Annotated in this window: 14 protein-coding genes and 1 tRNA gene; 5 read left to right on the plus strand and 10 right to left on the minus strand. The window is 50.5% G+C overall.

Going from position 1 to position 18,611, the window contains the following annotated elements:
* Nucleotides 1-99: 99 nt before the first annotated feature.
* The 4 genes from ACYRYG_RS01610 to lon form a co-directional block, all read right to left on the minus strand.
* Nucleotides 100-1,764, minus strand: coding sequence for a DEAD/DEAH box helicase (locus ACYRYG_RS01610; RefSeq protein WP_460197418.1), 1,665 nt, complete (start codon nucleotides 1,762-1,764; stop codon nucleotides 100-102).
* A gap of 79 nt (nucleotides 1,765-1,843) precedes the next feature.
* A complete protein-coding gene (locus ACYRYG_RS01615) occupies nucleotides 1,844-3,076 on the minus strand; it encodes an LptF/LptG family permease (protein WP_293416637.1) in 1,233 nt (410 codons plus the stop codon).
* Between the two features lie 55 nt (nucleotides 3,077-3,131).
* Nucleotides 3,132-4,259, minus strand: coding sequence for a tRNA guanosine(34) transglycosylase Tgt (tgt, locus tag ACYRYG_RS01620; RefSeq protein WP_293416619.1), 1,128 nt, complete (start codon nucleotides 4,257-4,259; stop codon nucleotides 3,132-3,134).
* A gap of 31 nt (nucleotides 4,260-4,290) precedes the next feature.
* Nucleotides 4,291-6,768, minus strand: coding sequence for an endopeptidase La (gene lon / locus ACYRYG_RS01625; RefSeq protein WP_460197420.1), 2,478 nt, complete (start codon nucleotides 6,766-6,768; stop codon nucleotides 4,291-4,293).
* 150 nt (nucleotides 6,769-6,918) lie between these two features.
* Here lon and ACYRYG_RS01630 point away from each other — a divergent pair, with 150 nt between their 5' ends.
* Nucleotides 6,919-7,668, plus strand: a complete 750-nt coding sequence (locus ACYRYG_RS01630) for a methyltransferase (protein WP_293416615.1) — start codon at nucleotides 6,919-6,921, stop codon at nucleotides 7,666-7,668.
* A 17-nt stretch (nucleotides 7,669-7,685) separates the two neighbouring features.
* Here ACYRYG_RS01630 and ACYRYG_RS01635 read toward each other — a convergent pair whose 3' ends face one another.
* Nucleotides 7,686-8,585 (minus strand): diacylglycerol/lipid kinase family protein, encoded by a 900-nt coding sequence (locus tag ACYRYG_RS01635; protein WP_293442820.1) that lies wholly within the window; start codon nucleotides 8,583-8,585, stop codon nucleotides 7,686-7,688.
* 299 nt (nucleotides 8,586-8,884) lie between these two features.
* Between ACYRYG_RS01635 and spt the strand changes: the two genes are divergently transcribed.
* The gene (gene spt, locus ACYRYG_RS01640) at nucleotides 8,885-10,072 is read left to right on the plus strand and encodes a serine palmitoyltransferase (RefSeq protein ID WP_460197423.1); all 1,188 of its coding nucleotides are present in this window, start codon (nucleotides 8,885-8,887) and stop codon (nucleotides 10,070-10,072) included.
* 143 nt (nucleotides 10,073-10,215) lie between these two features.
* Here spt and ACYRYG_RS01645 read toward each other — a convergent pair whose 3' ends face one another.
* From ACYRYG_RS01645 to ACYRYG_RS01660, 4 genes are all read right to left on the minus strand, one after another.
* The gene (locus ACYRYG_RS01645) at nucleotides 10,216-10,731 is read right to left on the minus strand and encodes a cytidine deaminase (RefSeq protein WP_293416609.1); all 516 of its coding nucleotides are present in this window, start codon (nucleotides 10,729-10,731) and stop codon (nucleotides 10,216-10,218) included.
* A 157-nt stretch (nucleotides 10,732-10,888) separates the two neighbouring features.
* Nucleotides 10,889-10,962 (minus strand) — tRNA-Pro (locus tag ACYRYG_RS01650).
* 60 nt (nucleotides 10,963-11,022) lie between these two features.
* The gene (locus ACYRYG_RS01655) at nucleotides 11,023-12,357 is read right to left on the minus strand and encodes a M64 family metallopeptidase (RefSeq protein ID WP_460197425.1); all 1,335 of its coding nucleotides are present in this window, start codon (nucleotides 12,355-12,357) and stop codon (nucleotides 11,023-11,025) included.
* A 25-nt stretch (nucleotides 12,358-12,382) separates the two neighbouring features.
* Entirely contained in the window at nucleotides 12,383-13,294 is a 912-nt protein-coding gene (locus ACYRYG_RS01660; protein WP_293416605.1) for a glucosaminidase domain-containing protein, read from the minus strand.
* A 108-nt stretch (nucleotides 13,295-13,402) separates the two neighbouring features.
* On the opposite strand from ACYRYG_RS01660, the gene ACYRYG_RS01665 reads away from it, so the two are divergent.
* Entirely contained in the window at nucleotides 13,403-13,795 is a 393-nt protein-coding gene (locus ACYRYG_RS01665; protein WP_293416603.1) for a 2-amino-4-hydroxy-6-hydroxymethyldihydropteridine diphosphokinase, read from the plus strand.
* A 37-nt stretch (nucleotides 13,796-13,832) separates the two neighbouring features.
* On the opposite strand, the gene radA is transcribed toward ACYRYG_RS01665, so the two are convergent.
* The gene (gene radA / locus ACYRYG_RS01670) at nucleotides 13,833-15,245 is read right to left on the minus strand and encodes a DNA repair protein RadA (protein ID WP_293424768.1); all 1,413 of its coding nucleotides are present in this window, start codon (nucleotides 15,243-15,245) and stop codon (nucleotides 13,833-13,835) included.
* 234 nt (nucleotides 15,246-15,479) lie between these two features.
* Here radA and ACYRYG_RS01675 point away from each other — a divergent pair, with 234 nt between their 5' ends.
* Entirely contained in the window at nucleotides 15,480-16,394 is a 915-nt protein-coding gene (locus tag ACYRYG_RS01675; protein WP_293416601.1) for a substrate-binding domain-containing protein, read from the plus strand.
* Entirely contained in the window at nucleotides 16,376-18,583 is a 2,208-nt protein-coding gene (locus ACYRYG_RS01680; RefSeq protein WP_460197427.1) for a tetratricopeptide repeat protein, read from the plus strand. The genes ACYRYG_RS01675 and ACYRYG_RS01680 overlap by 19 nt, the downstream gene beginning before the upstream one ends.
* Nucleotides 18,584-18,611 lie beyond the last annotated feature (28 nt).

The raw sequence follows: 18,611 nt of genomic DNA on the forward strand, positions 1-18,611 counted from the left end.
CTTTGCCGTATCTCTGCCAGGAGGGAAGGGCACGGAGAAAGAAAAAGGGCTGCCGTTCTCGATGCGGCAACCCCTGTAACCCGTTTCAGGCAGATAATGTCATTTCCTGCCGAAAAGTTTTTTAAAGAACTTCTTGATCCCTCCGCTCTTCTCCTGCGGTTTCTGAGCCGTGTGGGTCTGAGGAGCAGACTGGCGTGGGGCAGTCCGGTAGTTATGCCGGGGCTTGTCATTGCCATTGGCCGTTCTCCTGTGTGGCTGGCGGTACGTCTGCTGTCCTGCATTCTCGCGGGCAGGCTTCTTCGTCTTGTCCCTGTAGTCATCCCGGTGTCTGGGAGTATATTGGGGATTATGCTGTGCCTGTTGTGCTTGCGGCTGTCCTTGTTCCTGTCCGTTTTCTCCCTGTGGGCGAGGCCTTCTGTAATTCCTTCTCTCCCTCTGGTTCTGCGGAGTCTCATCAGTACCTTTTCTTTCCGGGCCGTTATGGTTATCCTTGTTGAAAGGTTGTCCCTCCCTGTGCGGTGTATGCTTATGATCCTTGTGTGATGTCTGGTCACGGTCTTTTCTCCTTCGGTTCTTCGCCATATTCCTGGGACCTCTTGAAGGAGCCCCCGATACCCTGTATTCAGGCCCTTTCAGGTCTCCAGGCAGAGGATTCTTGGTGATTTCCTTACCCAGGAACTTCTCGATCTGGGAGAAATAGTACATATCCTCTTCATTGACCAGCGTGACGGCAATACCTTCTTTCTCTGCCCGTGCCGTGCGGCCGATACGGTGCACATAGTCTTCTGCATCGTGAGGGACATCATAGTTGATGACCATCGCGATGTCATCGATGTCGATTCCCCTGGCCAGAATATCCGTAGCCACGAGCACGTCATACTGGCCACTCTTAAACTTGAACATCATGTCGTCACGTTCAGCCTGGTCCAGGTCTGAGTGCATCTCCCCGCAATTGACATGCTTTCTCTGGAGAGCGCCGGCAACCTGTTTGACCTTGATCTTACTGCCACAGAAGATCAGGACACGTTTGAGGTCATCCGCCTTGAAGATGTCTTTGATGATTTCCATCTTCTGCGTCTCATAACAGATGTAAGCACTCTGCTTGATCTTGTCAGCAGGTTTGCTGACCGCCAGTTTGACCTCTACCGGATTTTTCAGCAGTGTCTTGGCCAGGCCCTCGATCTTATCCGGCATGGTAGCAGAGAACATGATTGTCTGGCAGTTTTTAGGAAGATATTTGGCTATTTTCTCAATATCCTCAGAGAATCCCATGTCCAGCATCCGGTCCGCCTCATCCAGCACGAAGAAACTGACCTTGCTCAAATCCACGTTGCCCAGGGAGATGTGCGAGAGCAACCGCCCCGGGGTAGCGATAATCATATCAGCTCCCATGCGGAGACTCTTCACCTCCTGGTCATAACGGTTCCCGTCATTCCCGCCGTAGATAGCCACGCTGCTCACCCCGTTGAGATAATATCCGAAGCCCTGCATCGCCTGGTCGATCTGCTGTGCCAGTTCACGTGTGGGGCTCATGATCAGGCAGTTGATGGCTTTGTCAGGATACCCCCCGTCATCAAGTTTACTCATTATGGGAAGCAGGTAAGCTGCTGTTTTACCCGTTCCGGTCTGTGCTACGCCTAAAACATCTTTTCCTTTTAATATTTCCGGGATACATTTTTCCTGAATAGGGGTGCACGTGTCGAAATGCATGTCATAAAGTGCATCCAGCACATGATCATTTAAATCTAATTCTTCAAATTTCATAAAATTTCTTATTCAATATTTTTATAAGACAGATGGAGGTTCCCGTCCGGACTAGTCCTGTCCGAGGAGAGACCACGTATTAATTCGGTGCTTTCCGGTAGCAGAAATAAGCTATGAAAGCAAAGAGGATATTCGGCACCCACGCTGCCAGCATAGGAGGAGCACCCGCATTGATGGCAAATGTGGCGGAAATGGTCTCCAGCATGATGTAGATAAAACTTAGGGCCAGGCCGATGCCGAGGTACAGTCCCATCCCACCCTTCCGCTTCTTGGCAGACAGAGAAGCACCAATGATGGTAAGGATAAAGGACGCGAAGGATGCAGCGATACGCTTGTGATACTCCACCTCATACTGTACGACATTCTGCGATCCCCGGTTGACCTGTTTAGAGATATAGTCTTTCAGTTGCGGACTCGTCAAGGTCTCCTGCTGTCCTTTCGAGTAGACCAGGTCCGTCGGCTCGATGGGTATGATCGTATCTTTTTCAACTCCGCTGGTGATATGCTCTCTCAGTCCCTGCAGTTTACGGATCTTCCAGTTGCTGATCTTCCAGTGGTACTTCGCATCCGAGATCGTGTCATATTGAATCTCCATTGCAGTGAGGTGACTGATGAGGTTCTTGTTCTCAAATTTATCCAGGCAGAATCCGTACCCTTTCTTGAGGTTATCATCATAGTGCTGCATATAAGCGATGACCCCCTTTTCCACCTGCAACTGGACATTGTCTGCCGACGTGTTTTTCTCCCTGTTCTTGTACATAGACTCGAAGTTCTGGCGGATGATGGTCCCATGGGGGATGACATAGGCAGAAAGGTAAAAAGACAGGATCGTGATGAGGGCACAGGTGATCATGTAAGGGCGCAGAAGCCGTTTGAAGGAGACCCCTGAGGCGAGTATGGCGATGATCTCACTGTTGCCTGCCATCTTCGAGGTGAAGAAGATGACGGCGATGAAGACGAAGAGAGCGCTGAACAGATTGGCAAAATAGGGGATGAAATTAGCGTAATAGTCAAATATGATTGCCCTCAGCGGCGCATGGTACTGTGTGAATTTTGCCAGATTCTCGTTAATATCGAAGACGATGGAGATGGAGATGATGAGTACGATAGAGAAGATATAAGTCCCGATAAACTTCTTGATGATATACCAGTCAAGACGCTTGAGGTACCGGCGGGGGTCAAGCCAGCGCAGAAAGCGAAACAGGTGAGCGAGCCATCTTCCGGCTTTGACCAGTCCTGAGCAATGCCTGTTCAGGGTCCTTCCCATCCTGTAGAAATAGTGATATTTTCTGATGTTACGATACTTGTTCATCATTTTAAGACAACTTACAAAGTAAAAAAGTGCCAGCCTGAAGGTTACTGTCTCCTCAGATTCTCTTTTGCATCTGGGCGGTGACCGAAGATTTCCATTGTACGAAATCACCCTGCTCGATGTGATGGCGGGCATCAGAGACCAGCCTGAGATAGAAGGCAAGGTTGTGGATGCTTCCGATCTGCATGGCCAGGATCTCCTTGGCCTTGAAGAGATGGTGGAGATAAGCCCTGGAGGTGACCCGGTCTGTCTCGCAACCTTCAGGGTCAATCGGCGAGAAGTCCATTTCCCATTTCTTGTTACGCATGTTCATGGTCCCCTCGTAGGTGAACAGCAGTGCGTTACGGCCGTTTCTGGAAGGCATTACCGAGTCAAACATGTCGACTCCTCTCTCGATGGCCTCCAGGATGTTCCACGGCGTTCCTACCCCCATGAGGTAACGCGGCCGGTCTGCAGGCAGGATGGCGTTGACAATCTCGATCATCTCATACATCGTCTCTGCCGGTTCGCCGACGGCCAGTCCTCCGATCGCATACCCGTCAGCCCCCTTATCCGCACAATATCGTGCTGAATCCTGCCGCAGGTCCTTATAAGTACATCCCTGGACGATGGGGAAGAGGCTCTGGGGGAAACCGTAGAGCGGCACCGTCTCCTGAAAATGCCGGATGCCGCGGTCCAGCCAACGCTCCGTGAGTCCCAGGCTCTCTCTGGCATAGTTATAGTCACTCAGTCCTGAAGGACATTCATCCAGTGCCATCATGATGTCCGCTCCGAGGATCCGCTCCTTGTCCACGACATTTTCCGGTGTGAAGAAGTGCCTGGAGCCATCAATATTTGACTGAAACTGGCAGCCCTCCTCGGTAAGTTTGCGGATTCCCGAAAGGGAGAACACCTGGAATCCTCCACTGTCCGTCAGCATGGGCCTGTCCCATCCGATAAACTTATGGAGGCCGCCGGCAGCCTTCAGGATTTCCAGGCCCGGTCGCAGATAGAGATGATAGGTGTTGCCTAAGATGATCTGGGCTTTCACCTGTTCCCGGAGTTCCCTGAAATGAACAGCCTTGACACAGCCATCAGTACCTACAGGCATATATATAGGAGTCTTGATGTCACCGTGCCCGGTTTTGATGAGTCCCGTGCGTGCATCGGAGGCCGGATCAGTATGTTGCAGTTCGAAGGTCATTGCTCGTTGTTTTTATCCAGAGGAAGTGGCATTATTTCTCTTTGTCCCCGTCACTTTTCCCATCCTCTTCCGGGATGGTGAAGTTGACCGGATGGTCTACCGTCTCCTCCGTGAGGGCAAAGTCCCAGACCTCCTGGATGTTCTCTACATAATGGAAAGTGACCCCTTTCCGGTATTTCTCCGGGATCTCTTCAATATCCTTTTTGTTTTCCTTGCACATGACGATGTCCGTGATGCCTGCCCTTTTTGCAGCGAGGATCTTTTCCTTGATGCCCCCTACGGGCAGCACCTTCCCCCTCAGGGTGATTTCCCCCGTCATGGCCGTGTTCTTACGGACCTTACGCTGCGTGATGGCAGAGGCTATGGACGTGGCGATCGTGATGCCGGCAGAAGGGCCGTCTTTAGGAGTGGCTCCCTCAGGGACATGGATATGGACGTTCCAGTAATCGAAGATACGATAGTCGGTACCCAACTGGTCGATATGGGCTTTGACATATTCCAGGGCAATGATTGCCGATTCCTTCATGACATCCCCCAGGTTTCCCGTCAGGGTGAGTTTGCTGCCCTTTCCGCGATACAGGGAAGTCTCTATGAAGAGGATCTCACCCCCTACGCTTGTCCAGGCCAGTCCGGTGACCACCCCGGCATAATCGTTGCCCTGATAGATGTCACGGTAGAAAGGCGGGTTCCCCAGCAACTTTTCGATGTCCGCAGGGGAGAGGTCCGGTTTCTGGATCGACTCTGTGCTGGCCTCCTCAAACGCCAGTTTCCGGAGGACCTTGTTGATTTGCTTCTCCAGCTGCCGGACGCCACTTTCCCGCGTGTAGGACTCGATGATCTTTTCCAGTGCCGGTTTAGTGAATTTAATAGCCGGCCGATAATCCTTCAGCCCCGTATTCTCCAGTTCTTTAGGAATCAGATGCCTTTTGGCGATTTCGATCTTCTCTTCAGTGATATAGCCACTCAGTTCAATGACCTCCATCCTGTCGAGCAAGGGCCGGGGGATAGTGTCCAGATCATTGGCCGTGGCGATGAAGAAGACCTTAGATAGGTCATAGTCCACGTCCAGGTAATTGTCATGGAAGGCATTGTTTTGTTCCGGGTCCAGCACCTCCAGGAGCGCAGAGGCAGGATCCCCATTGATGGAATCCTGGGTTACTTTATCTATCTCATCAAGGATGAACACCGGGTTACTGGAGTCTGCCTTCTGGATCCCCTTGATGATTCGTCCCGGCATGGCCCCCACATAAGTGCGCCGATGGCCTCTGATCTCAGCCTCGTCATGGACACCTCCCAGGCTGATCCTGACATATTTTCTTTTCATCGCCTCGGCAATGCTCTTGCCCAGGGACGTCTTTCCTACTCCCGGCGGTCCGTAGAGACAGAGGATAGGACTTTTCAGGTCCCCGCGGAGTTTAAGTACCGCCATATATTCGAGGATGCGCTGCTTGACCTTCTCCATGCCGTAATGGTCACGGTCGAGGACTTTCTTAGCCCTTTTCAAGTCCAGGTCATCCTTCGTATATTCTCCCCACGGAAGGTTGACAAGCGTCTGCAGGTAGGTGAGTTGTACATTATATTCCGGATTCTGCGGGTTCAGGGATTCGAGTTTGTCAACTTCCTTGGAGAAGTTGTCTTTCATCTCCTCAGACCATTTCTTGGTGCCAGCCTTCTTGATCAGATCATCCCATTCCGGGTTGCCGTTGCTTCCCAACTCATCCTTGATGTTCTTGAGTTGTTGCTGCAGGAAATATTCTTTCTGCTGCTCGTCAATATCCTGGTGAGTCTTCTGGTTGATCTTCGACTTGATCTGCTGCAGCTGCCGGTCCCGGTCTTCCGTCTTCAGGATCTTGTAGATACGGTCTTCGAGCGAGGCCATGGAGAGCATTTCTATCTTCTCCTTGATACTGAAAGGCATGTTGACGCAGATGAAATTGACCAGCATCACCGGATTGTTGATGTTCCCCAAAGCGATCTCTCCCTCGTGAGGGATGTCATCGTCAGCTTCGATATACTGTTTGGTCGATTTGCGCAGGGTCTCGATGAGAGTGGCAAACTTCTTGTCCTTTGTGTCCGGCACGTTTTCAGCCATCGGTTCAACTTCCCCCGTGTAATACGGTTTTTTCTTCTTGATGGATTTCAATTCACATTTCCCCAGGGCCTGGACGATGACAGTAATATTGTTTTCCTGTCCCGGCATTTCCATCACCCTGATGACTTTGGCAAAGACCCCGATATGATAAAGGTCGTTCAGTGAAGGGTTGTCCACATTCTGGTCCTTCTGGCAGAAGATGCAGATGACATCCTTGTCATGCTTCTGTGTATGCTTGACCACGTTGACACTCTGTTCACGGCCGACAAGAATAGGGGTGACGACGGTGGGGAACAATACCAGGTTACGGGTGCAGAGAAGCGGATATACCCCCGCCTTATGTTCACCGTAGAGGCACGAGGCATCGCCATCAAAGTCTGCCACCATTTGAAATTGTGTATTTGAAATTTTATTCATAAATTCTCTCATCCATTTTGATGTGCAAAGTTACTAAAAAGATCGGAGATAGGGGAATGGTATTTGTAGATTTTTTCAAATAAAGGGAAAGCTCTCCTGTTTTCATTTGATTTGAAAGAATAAATAGAGCTTTTGGACGTTAATAATCAAATGAAGGATGAATTTATATTTCAGCATTTTGTCATACGGCAGGATCACTGTGCGATGAAAGTAGGGACAGACGGCGTACTTCTCGGGAGTTGGGCATTACCGTCAGAGGCGGATTCCGGCAAGGGAGCATCCTTCCCTCTGCGGATTCTCGATATTGGTACCGGTACCGGTCTGATTGCCCTGATGCTAGCCCAGCGTTTTCCTGCTGCTGAAGCAGATGCCCTGGAAATTGATCCTGAGGCATGTTCACAGGCTGCCGGCAATGTCCGGCACAGCCCTTTCTCCCGCCGGGTGAGGATCATCAGTGAAAGTCTACAGCATTTCAGCCTTTCTCCCTGTCCTCATCCTTATGACCTGATCGTCTGCAATCCACCGTTTTTCGTTCAGGGGCACTCCCTGAAGTGCCCGGATGACCGGCGGAATGAAGCCCGCCATACTTCTACTTTATCCTATTGTGCCCTCTTTCAAGGAGTGAGGCACCTCCTGGCTCCCGGGGGAGTATTCAGTGCCGTCATTCCATTTACGGCTTCAGAAGATTTTCTGGCAGAAGGTTATTTCTCCGGTCTGGTCATGACCCGCAGGTGTGCCGTGAAGACCGTGGAGGGGAAAGTCCCGAAACGGAGTTTGCTGGCTTTCTCTGACCGGCGGACGTCGCCTCCTGAGGACACTGTGGAGATGATGATGACCAGGGAGGGCCATCCTACGGAATGGTGGTCACGGCTGACACAGGATTTCTATCTGAAAAAATAGGGGGAGGGTGGCAGGTCTCAAAGTCTTTGTTTTTCCACCACTTCCGGGTTGACAATAACTTTCAAGCCTTTCTCATGAATGGCGACATCTATATCCGTTCCAGCCTTCACAGGATCACCATCATAATGGACAACGCCAGGTCCGGAACGCCGGATATGAATGTGCTTGCTGGTATAGGTGGTCACATGAGGGTTGACATCCAGCGTCTTCCTGAACAGTTGGATAGCCATCCGGGGAGCGGCAGAGAACTTGAAAGGCTTGATGATCGTCACGTCCAGGAGTCCGTCATTGATGGAGGCTTTCGGGCAGATATAAGCTCTGTTGCCGTATTCAGAGGCATTCCCTATCGTGATGAGAAAGGCGGTGACCAGCCGTGTGCCCCTTTCATCAGTGATCTCATAGGTCTCCGGTTTATATTTGAACCAGTCCCGCATGACCTTTTGCACATAGGTGACAGGTCCACGCTTGCCTGCCAGAGCAAATTCTTCAGCGATGAAAGCATCGAAGCCCATGCCACAGGTGCAGAAAAAAGGGTGGCCGTTGATCGTCCCATAGTCTAAGTTGCGTATCTTCCCCTGGTTAATCATGCAGATACTTTTTTTCATGTTCAGAGGCAACAAGAGATGGCGGGCTAGTCCGTTTCCTGATCCGCAAGGGATGATGCCCATCACCGTGTCAGAGTTGATGAGTCCGCGGGCCACCTCATTCACCGTACCGTCCCCGCCTACGGCGATGACGGTATCGAAATGTTGCTGGGCCTCTTTGGCGATTTCCGTAGCATGTCCCGGATATTCCGTCAATTTGATCTGATAATCGAATCTGGACAGGTCCAGATGCTTATTGATCAACCCGGGGAGAGAGTCCTTGTCGGACGTACCCGAGATGGGATTGACGATAAATAGTAATCTTTTTTTCATAAGTGTGGCAAAAGTAAGCATTTCTGATGGATTGGAGATTTCCTTATTTGTTAAAAGTTTTAAAAAAAGGACGAATCAAACTCTTTCACCATCAAATTCACCTATAAAAACCTGTTGGCCTGGAGACCGCGGACAGGCCCGTAATCCCAGGGGTGCGTTGCTGACATTAATAGGTGAAAGGAGTTATAAATGTTAGCTAAAAAGCATATTTTTCTCAAAAAATATGCTTTATGACTTGTTTTTTTTGTATCTTTGCAACGTTTGAAATGAAAAAAAATTAGTTCACCTACTTATTTATAATGGGACAATTACAGGAAAGATATAAGAATTATCGTATACCTCAGAAGTATATGAAAGAGGGTGTGTATCCTTACTTTCGCGTGATTACGAGCAAGCAGGGCACAGAAGTTGAGATGGGCGGACACAAAGTCTTGATGTTCGGTTCCAACGCTTATACCGGTTTGACCGGTGATCAGAGGATTATAGATGCTGCCAAGAAAGCATTGGACAAGTATGGCTCAGGGTGTGCCGGGAGCCGGTTTCTGAATGGAACGCTGGATATCCACGTCCAACTGGAAAAAGAACTGGCAGAGTTTGAGCACAAGAATGATGCACTGAGTTTTTCCACCGGATTTTCTGTCAATCAGGGCGTTCTCGCCGTGGTAGTCGGGAAGGGTGATTATATCATCAGTGATGAGCGTGACCATGCCAGTATCGTAGACGGTCGCCGTCTTTCCTTTGCCAAGCAGTTGCATTACAAGCATAATGATATGGAAGACCTGGACCGTGTCCTCCGGAACCTTCCTTATGATGCAGTGAAATTAATCGTAGTGGACGGAGTATTCTCTATGGAAGGGGATCTGGCTAATCTTCCTGCGATTGTTGCACTCAAGAAGAAATACAATTGTTCCATCATGGTCGATGAAGCCCATGGTATCGGTGTCTTCGGCAAAGAAGGCCGCGGGGTGTGTGATCATTTCGGCGTTACGGATGACATCGACCTCATCATGGGTACTTTCTCAAAGAGTCTGGCTTCCATCGGCGGCTTCATCGCCTCAGACAAGGATACCATCAATTTCCTTCGTCATAATGTCCGTACTTACATTTTCAGTGCCAGCAATACACCTGCTGCAACGGCAGCTGCGATAGAAGCACTTCATATTATCCGTACCGAGCCGGAGAGACAGCAGCGCCTGTGGGAAGTGACGAAATATGCTTTAAGGCGTTTTCGTGAAGAAGGCTTTGAGATCGGCGACACACATAGTCCGATCATCCCGCTGTACGTGCGTGATGACTATAAGACCTTTTTAGTGACCAAGCTGGCTTTTGACAACGGCGTGTTTATCAATCCCGTCGTTCCTCCGGCATGTGCACGGCAGGACACCCTTGTAAGGTTTGCCCTGATGGCTACCCACACGGAGGAGCAGGTAGAGCGTGGCGTACAGGTCCTGAAGAAAATCTTTGTAGAGCAAGGGTTGATCAAGTAATATAGATTTACCTCTCCTGCCGGTGGGCAGAGAAGAGAAAGCCGTCAGGAATGCTCATTCCTGACGGCTTTTTTCATGTCTCAGGGCAAGGGTCTCCCGTTGACAGCACGTTCCGTGTCCCAGGGAATCGCCCGGTGAGGATCTCAGAAGTACATCGTCGGCTCCGGATCGTCCTTTTTCCCGTTCATGTCAGCTTCAACAAAGGAGAAGGGAAGAATATCCCTCACCGTGTTGAAAACCAGGATCCGGTCTGTGCCGTAGAGGAGAATACGGACGGGTTTTTTATAACGGTCTTCTATCTCCAGGATAACCTGCCGGCATTGCCCGCAAGGGGTGACGGGACTCTTCAGTAGTCCCTCCGTGTTCTTTGCAGCAACGGCCAGTGCCACGATGCGGTGTTCAGGGAATTGTGCCTGGGCAGCGAAGATAGCTGTACGCTCGCCACATAGTCCGGACGGGAAAGCAGCGTTCTCCTGGTTGGCTCCAATGATCTCCCGGCCGTTGTCAAGTCGTACTGCTGCGCCCACATGGAAATGACTGTAGTGCGCATAACTGTTAGCCGTAGCCTCGATGGCAGAATGGATCAGGTGCTGATCCTCTGCACTCAGCTCTGAGAGCTGTGCAGATTGATATGGGATAGAAAGGGTTAAGTTTTTCATAAAATTTAATTTTGGTTTATTATTTGTCAGAGGAGAGAGGTTGTATTGTTGGCTACACCCCTTACAAAAATCGTGGCCTGTTCAAGTGAGAACAGTTTTCTCTAAGTGACGAAAAGAGAGATAACTCAGTAAGAAGTTATCTCTCTTTCAAAAGCAGTCGGGGCGACAGGATTCGAACCTGCGACCACCTGGTCCCAAACCAGGAGCGCTACCGGGCTGCGCTACACCCCGTTTGCTTTCAAAGCCTCAATCATTGACCTGCCTTCAAAAGCATTTGCAAAGGTAGGATAATTATTTCACTCCGCCAAATTTTTGATGTGTTTTTTTATCTGTTCTTTTATTTATCCGGGAGAAGGTCTTGGCCTGGGGAACGGTATCCTGGCCGGTATAGAAATCGATGAGCCGGCGGATAGCCTGCTGGCATACCGGGCAGAATTCCGGGAACGTATTGGTACGCATCCTGCAGTCAGGATACCCCCTGTACACCCCTTTGAGCGAATATCCGGCCCCTTCATAGAAACCGATCCTGGGATCTTTTTTCCCGATCAGGTTTTCCCATTTCCCGTGGAAATTGACTTTCGTAGTAATATTCGGTTCCCAGGGTTCCACATCATGGGGATACATGGGGATCTGTTCCTCCGGGTAAGCATATTCATCGGCAAGTCCGGCAAAGGAATGTCCGAATTCATGTACGACAACCGATTTGAACCATTTGTTATGCGTCATGCTCAGGTTGTAGGAATTGAGGATTCCACCTCCGCCGTATTTCTCCGTGTTGACCAGGATGATGATATGCTCGTATGGCGTTCCTGCCAGCCAGTTATGCAGATCCTTCAGGTGCAGGGTGGTAAGGTAGCGGTCACTGTAGAAGGTGTCGAAATGGGAATGCAGGGCTGTATCCTTCCATATCCCCTTGTCCGGTTCGCTCGTACCGCTCTCTCTGGATGGTGCTTCCACGGCGATGATATTGAACCGGCCACGGAGGCTCTTGAAAGGTTCATGCTCGAAAAGAGCTTCCATGGCCGTCCTGGCATCTGCGAGGAAGACCGGCATTTCTTCAGGCCGGTACCCCTCGGCAATATAGGCAATATGGATACAGCGGGTTGTGTCATCGGCTTTCTGGAGAGTGATATAAGGGGTAATGTCTTTCTCCCCGATGTGCCGGATCAGCACATCCTTGGGGTCTATGGTAGTCGTCATTGATGTCATGACCTGCCGGCGGTTGTTCATCAACTGGAGGGTCACCTCCACGGTATCCTTCGGGAAGGGCATTAGGAACACATTCTCGAAACTCCTGGTTCTTGTCTTGGACATGTCGTAGGACAGCCATTCCTGGAACAGGGTAGAGAAGGAGTTGCGATAGATCACCTTACCGGTCCGGCGTGACCGGGCGATCAACTGTCCGTTTCCTTCCACAGGCACTTCAGCCAGCCGTTGCCGCTTCCCATACCATCCCGGTATAGACAGGAGTTCGTCGACGGCGATGTCCTGGTGCTGCCGGTTACCAGAAAAGATATAGTCGATCCTCAGGGTACGGTTTTCAAAATAGTCACTGAATTTCTGCGCTTTCATGGACAGTGCCATCAGCGAGAAAAGGACTAACAGGAAAGTATTTTTTATGTTCATGTCTCTTCGTTTAGCAGAAACCGATTTATCTTACTTTCAGCACAGCACCCGCATAGATCTGGAACGTCGGAGAAAGATGATTCATCTCATAGAGGTTCTTCAGCCGGATGCCATATTCCTGTGAGATGCTGTACATACTCTCGCCCGGTTTGACGATATGCGGACGGTTCTTGAACGCTTTCGGAGCTTTTCCTCGTTTCTTCTTCAGAAACACAATATCTCCCTTTTGCAGGATGTCGTTCTTGTCGCGCTCGTTGTAACGGGCCAGTTTCTTCCATGATATTCCGACTTCCCGGCCGATTCCCTTGAAGGTGTCACCCTCTCTGGCCAGCAAGTAGTAATTGTCGTTGAAAATACGGATAGGGTGCAGGGCATATTTGACCAGTTGGTCTTTTCCACTATGCTGTGCCATGAAATGGTCATAGTGGTGGTCATGGTCATACTGATTAAGATGGTAGAGATCGATGATCTGGATCAGCATATTTGCATAATTCGGATTGGTCGCATATCCGCAGTTTTTCAGTCCGTAAGCCCAGTCCTGGTAATCAGTGACGTCGAGTTTGAAGAGGCAGGCGTACCTCGGCTGGTCGCGGAGGAACCTGGAATGATCCTCATAGCTTTCCCGTGCGTCAGAGTACACCCGGAAGCATTCCCCTCTGGCATCATCATCATGATATTGGGTCGGCCCGTTCCAGTTGTGACATTTGATGCCGAAGTGATTATTGCCTTGCGTGACCAGTTCGCTGAGGCCCGCACGGCTCTCGAGCACTCCTTGGGCTAAAGTGATACTTGCAGGGACATGGTAACGCAGCATTTCCTCGATGGCCAGGTCTTTGTATTGGTTAATGTAAGTCTGATATTGTGAGTTCCATCTTAGTTGTGCCCTCGCCGGAAGAGCGAGGACCAGTATAAGCAGTAATGAAAGTATTTTCTTCATGTCGACACAGCTGGTTTTCATTGCAAAATTAATAAAAATATCACATATACAGGTTTCTCAGGTAAAAAAATTACTATATTTGCATGAACTTACAAAAGAAGATAACCATTGATTCCCATAATACTTGCTTTAGGCTCCAACACGGAGGCAGAGTCACGGATGGCTCAGGCGCGAGTCCATTTGGAACGGCTGCTGGAGGGTAATATCCGTTTTACGCGAACCTTATGGACTGACCCAGTCAACTTCGGCAGGCAGAAATTCCTGAACGGTCTGGCGGGAGCCTGCACGTCATTGTCCCTTCCTGAACTTCAGTTTTCCCTTAAAGGAATAGAAAAACGATGCGGTCGGACGCCGGAAGGGAAACTCCGGGAAGAGGTGAAGATGGATATAGACCTCTTACAGTATGGTGCCCGGAGACTGCACCTTTCTGACTGGGATCGTAAGTATGTGCAAATCCTGATGGCCGAACTGGGTTCCCCCTTCTTCTCTACGATGGGATGAAAGGGCAGGCGGGGACAACCCGTCCTGTCGTTCCTCTTCAACCGAAGAGCGCCTTGAGAGCCTGTTCCACCTTTCTGACCGGAACAATCGCAATCTTGTATCTTTCGGCATGCAGTCCTTTCTGATTATTCCTGGGGATGATGATATGACTGAACCCCAGTTTTTCGGCTTCAGCCACCCGCTGGTCTATACGGCTTACCGGCCTGACCTCCCCGCTGAGTCCCACCTCTCCGGCCATGCACCATCCCGTCTCTATGGCTATGTCGAGATTACTGGACAGGACAGCTGCAATGACGCTCAGGTCGATGGCGAGATCCGTCACATGCAGTCCTCCCGCAATATTCAGGAATACATCTTTCTGCATCAGTTTGAATCCCACCCGTTTCTCCAGGACAGCCAGCAGCATGTTCAGCCGTCTCTGGTCAAAGCCGGTGGCGCTGCGCTGGGGAGTACCATAAGCTGCGCTGGAGACCAATGCCTGTGTCTCTACCAGAAAGGGCCTCACCCCCTCGATGGCCGCAGAGATGGCCACGCCGGAAAGGCCGTCATGATCTTCCGTGAGCAGCAGTTCGGAGGGATTGCTCACGGGCTTGAGACCATTCTGCTCCATCTCGTAGATCCCCAGCTCAGACGTGCTTCCAAACCGGTTCTTCGTGCTTCTCAGAATACGGTAGATATAATGGGCATCCCCCTCAAACTGGATGACGGTGTCCACGATATGCTCCAGGATCTTCGGCCCTGCCAGTGTCCCTTCCTTGTTGATGTGCCCGATGAGGATGACTGGTATGCCACTGGTCTTGGCCAGGCGGAAAAGGATGGACGCACACTCCTTGACCTGGGAGATACTGCCGGGACTGCTTCCGATCTTCTCCGTAGACATGGTCTGAATGGAGTCGATGACGATCAGTCCCGGCCGGCAGGCCTTGACATATTCCAACACCTTCTCCAGGGAAGTCTCGCAGAGGATGGAGATATGAGCGCCGGCAGAGTCCCTTTCAGGCCCTTTCAGGTCAGCCGTCAGCCGGTCGGCCCTCAGTTTGATCTGGTGGGCGCTCTCCTCTCCGCTGACATAGAGCGTTTGATATTCCGGCATACGGAGGATAGTCTGCAGGGTGAGCGTGCTCTTTCCTATGCCCGGTTCACCACCCAGGAGGGTGATGCTCCCCGGCACCATGCCTCCGCCCAGGACCCTGTTCAACTCTGCATCGTGCATGTCAATCCGGGGCTCGTCCTGTGCCGAGATGTCCCGTAAGGCGACCGGTTTCCCGGTGCCGGAGGGCAGGCCGTCATAAAAAGAAGAGGTGCCGTCGGAGCCGGCATCTCCCGTACCCGCGGGAATCCTGATCTGTTTAAACGTGTTCCATTCCCCGCAATTCGGACATCGTCCCATCCACTTGGCGGATTCTTGACCACAATTGCTGCATACGTAAGCGATTTTGTCTTTTGCCATATCGGTTCCTTTCAAGATCACAAAGTTACAAACATTTTCTGTATTAGCCGTCATGTCCTGGATAGAATCCACCTGATTTGCTCCCGGCTGGACATCTTTCCCAGAGGCTGGAGAGGGTCTGTGCGCATTTACTGGAGTAGTCTGACGGTGCCCCTCCGGCAGGTCTTTCATCCGGGTTTTAAATTTTACGAATAAATTTGACAGAACCAAAATAAATACGTATTTTTGCAGGTAATGAAAAGAATAATGCCAGTTTTGGCGATTGGAATACTCTTTGTGCTGGTGTCCTGCGGTAATTCATACGAAGAGAACCGACGGTTGTCAAGAGCTGAGAAGGAACGACTGGACAGTCTTGACCAGATTGCCTTTAAAGTGGGGGTGATGCCCACCCTCGACTGCCTGCCGGTCTATATAGCCTATGAGGACAGTCTGTTTGAAAAGGATAGCGTACGGGTGCACCTTAAAAGTTTTACCGCCCAGATGGACTGCGATACGGCGCTGACAAAGGGCAGCGTGCAGGGTTCGGTCACTGACCTGGTCAGGGCAGAACGACTGCAGAGCCGTGGCGTCGCCCTGACTTATCCTATTGCCACGAATACCTATTGGCAACTGGTGACTAACCGGCTGGCCCGTATTCGCGAACTGCATCAGTTAAGTGACAAGATGATAGCGGACACCCGTTTTTCTGCTACCGATCTGCTGACGGGCATAGCTATCAGAAGAGGGCATCCTAAATATAATGTATACCGCGTACAGATCAACGATGTGAAAATACGGTTGGAGATGCTGGAGAACAATGAGATGGATGCCATGTTCCTCACGGAGCCTCAGGCCACCAAAGCCCGGTTGATGGGCAGTCCGGTGTTGCTGGACAGCCGTGATCTGGATATGCATCTGGGCGTGTTTGCTTTCCGGAAGGCTGACCTGGCAGGGCGGAGGCGGCAGATGCGCCTGTTCCTCAAGGCTTACAATCAGGCGGTCGATAGTATTCACAGGCATGGCCTCCAGTTTTACGGTCCTCTGATCCGCAAATATTGCGGCAGTGACCCTCAGACCGTCAAGGCCTTACCCTCTTTGGTATTTACACCTGCTCACTCTCCTAGACGGCAGGATATAGAAAGGGCCAGAAAATGGATCATTCAACATTGAACGAAATATTAAACAATGAAATCGGACGTGACCGGAACCTCGGCAGGTCAATCAGAAAATTTGAAAAGTATCTCTCTGATCATCCAGACGCACTCATGGGCAGGAGACTGGACGAGATTAAGGACGACTATGCCTTGATGCTGGACTATGTGCACAAAGGATACCATGATCCGCAGCAGGAGAAAATCTATGGGGAACTCCTGGACCGCCTCTTCGTGCTGGTCCAGGATGTGGGACTACATGAGAAGATCAACACCCTGGTGACTTACCGGGAGGCTTACCAGCATGTCAGCCATATCCATTTCTCCCAGGATTCTATCCGTACCGCTCTCGAAAGTTATGTGTCCGAAATGGCGATGATCAGCCTTGATCCTGAGAATACAAGGCATGAGAAAACACAGGAAATCCAAAACAAGCATTATCATCAGATGAGCCTGCTCTTTGATGCCATCCTGGTCAGTGAACAGTGGCATGAAGGGGATATGGACTTTTATATCCAACTCATCTTGTCGCCTACTATAGACCTCATTGATGCACAACTCCTCGTGAGTGCCATTATCCTGGCTTGTGTGAATATTTTTGATATTCGCAAACTTGAGACCCTTGCCCGGATATTGAAGGGTGCCAGGGATGAGCGTTTGCGCCAGAAGGCACTTGTCGGCTGGGTGCTGGCAATGAACGGCACTTCTGTCTTGTTCCCCCGGCAGCAGGAACTGGTGGATGAACTGACCAGTGACGAAGAAGTGTGCCGCGAGTTGCTGGAACTTCAGGAACAATATTTTTATTGCATCAGCACGGACCGCGATATACAGAAGATCCAGGATGACATCATGCCGAACCTGATGAAAGGGAACCATCTGAATATTACGCGTTTCGGAATAACCGAAAAGGAGGATGACCCTATGGATGATGTCCTCCATCCTGAAGATGACGACAAGACGGCCGAGGATGTGGAAAAGAGCATCCAGCAGATCTCGGATATGGAGAAGCAAGGTTCGGACATCTATTTCGGCGGCTTCTCGCAGATGAAGCGTTTCCCCTTTTTCTATACCCTCAGCAACTGGTTTGTCCCTTTCTATCTGGGACACCCTGCCCTGGAACCTATTCGGAAAAAACTCGGGGAGAACAAGTTCCTGCAGGTCCTCTTTGATGAAGGCCCGTTCTGTGACAGTGACAAGTATAGTTTTGCCTTTGCCATGGGGACGGTCATTGACAAGATCCCCAGCAATGTAAAGGAGATGCTGAATTCTGGTGAGGCCGTGATGGGACCCGTAGCCTCAAATATCAACAGAGCGAGCAAGACATTCATCCGGCGGAGTTTCCTGCAGGACCTTTACCGCTTTTTCCGGCTTTACCCTTATAAGAAAGATTTCAAGAATCCATTCGAGAACTTCAATCCCGTTGACGGTGGACCTGGATTCTTCTTCATCACCCCGTTTTTCCTGAAGACCCCTCTGAAGAAATATGTCCTCAGTCTGGCCCGTTTCCTTTCCAAACAGGGGTATCCTTCCGTGGAGCATACTCTTCTCGATGCGTATGCTTCCAGCAGTGAGGGGACTATGGAGCCTTACCTTGTGGTCAGGGGATACAATGCTTTGCGCCTGGGCAATTATCCCCAGGCCGGCGACTATTTTGCAAAAGCACTCAGCATGAATTCTGAGGACCTGTCTGCCTTGAAAGGAATGGCCAAGTCCTGCCTGATGGCCAACAGGATGGGTGAGGCTGAGAATGTTTATCGCAAATTGGTTGCCGTTTATCCGGACAAGCATATCTATCAGATCAATCTGTGTATAGCATGGATCAGCAATGGGAAATATGATGAGGCGATCAATGAACTGTACAAACTCGATCTGGAATATCCCGGGAACCATAATGTCCACCGGGTGCTGGCCTGGGCCCTTCTCTGTCAGGGGAAGGTAGAGCAGGCGGATAAAGAATATCATAAATTGCTTGAGATGAAATCACCCGATCCGGATGATTACCTGAATGCAGGTTATTGTAAATGGATGCAGCACCAGATAGATGCGGCGGTCGGCCTGTTCCGGACTTTTATGGCAGCCGCCCATTTCAATTCTTCCATTGACCGGAACAAGGAATTGGAAAAGCAGATGGAAGAGGATCATCAATTCCTGAAAGACCATGGTTTCACGGAGACCGATATTAAACTGATGTGCGATCTGTGCGTGTGAGCGGTGGCCGTGCAGGATGATGCCTTTG

It is taken from the genome of Segatella asaccharophila (assembly GCF_054687055.1).

Excerpts from the sequence above, each read along its gene's own strand:
- ACYRYG_RS01610 (WP_460197418.1), bottom strand. The coding sequence starts at position 1,764 with ATGAAATTTGAAGAATTAGATTTAAATGATCATGTGCTGGATGCACTT.
- ACYRYG_RS01615 (WP_293416637.1), bottom strand. The coding sequence starts at position 3,076 with ATGAACAAGTATCGTAACATCAGAAAATATCACTATTTCTACAGGATG.
- tgt (WP_293416619.1), bottom strand. The coding sequence starts at position 4,259 with ATGACCTTCGAACTGCAACATACTGATCCGGCCTCCGATGCACGCACG.
- lon (WP_460197420.1), bottom strand. The coding sequence starts at position 6,768 with ATGAATAAAATTTCAAATACACAATTTCAAATGGTGGCAGACTTTGAT.
- ACYRYG_RS01630 (WP_293416615.1), top strand. The coding sequence starts at position 6,919 with ATGAAGGATGAATTTATATTTCAGCATTTTGTCATACGGCAGGATCAC.
- ACYRYG_RS01635 (WP_293442820.1), bottom strand. The coding sequence starts at position 8,585 with ATGAAAAAAAGATTACTATTTATCGTCAATCCCATCTCGGGTACGTCC.
- spt (WP_460197423.1), top strand. The coding sequence starts at position 8,885 with ATGGGACAATTACAGGAAAGATATAAGAATTATCGTATACCTCAGAAG.
- ACYRYG_RS01645 (WP_293416609.1), bottom strand. The coding sequence starts at position 10,731 with ATGAAAAACTTAACCCTTTCTATCCCATATCAATCTGCACAGCTCTCA.
- ACYRYG_RS01655 (WP_460197425.1), bottom strand. The coding sequence starts at position 12,357 with ATGAACATAAAAAATACTTTCCTGTTAGTCCTTTTCTCGCTGATGGCA.
- ACYRYG_RS01660 (WP_293416605.1), bottom strand. The coding sequence starts at position 13,294 with ATGAAGAAAATACTTTCATTACTGCTTATACTGGTCCTCGCTCTTCCG.
- radA (WP_293424768.1), bottom strand. The coding sequence starts at position 15,245 with ATGGCAAAAGACAAAATCGCTTACGTATGCAGCAATTGTGGTCAAGAA.
- ACYRYG_RS01675 (WP_293416601.1), top strand. The coding sequence starts at position 15,480 with ATGAAAAGAATAATGCCAGTTTTGGCGATTGGAATACTCTTTGTGCTG.
- ACYRYG_RS01680 (WP_460197427.1), top strand. The coding sequence starts at position 16,376 with ATGGATCATTCAACATTGAACGAAATATTAAACAATGAAATCGGACGT.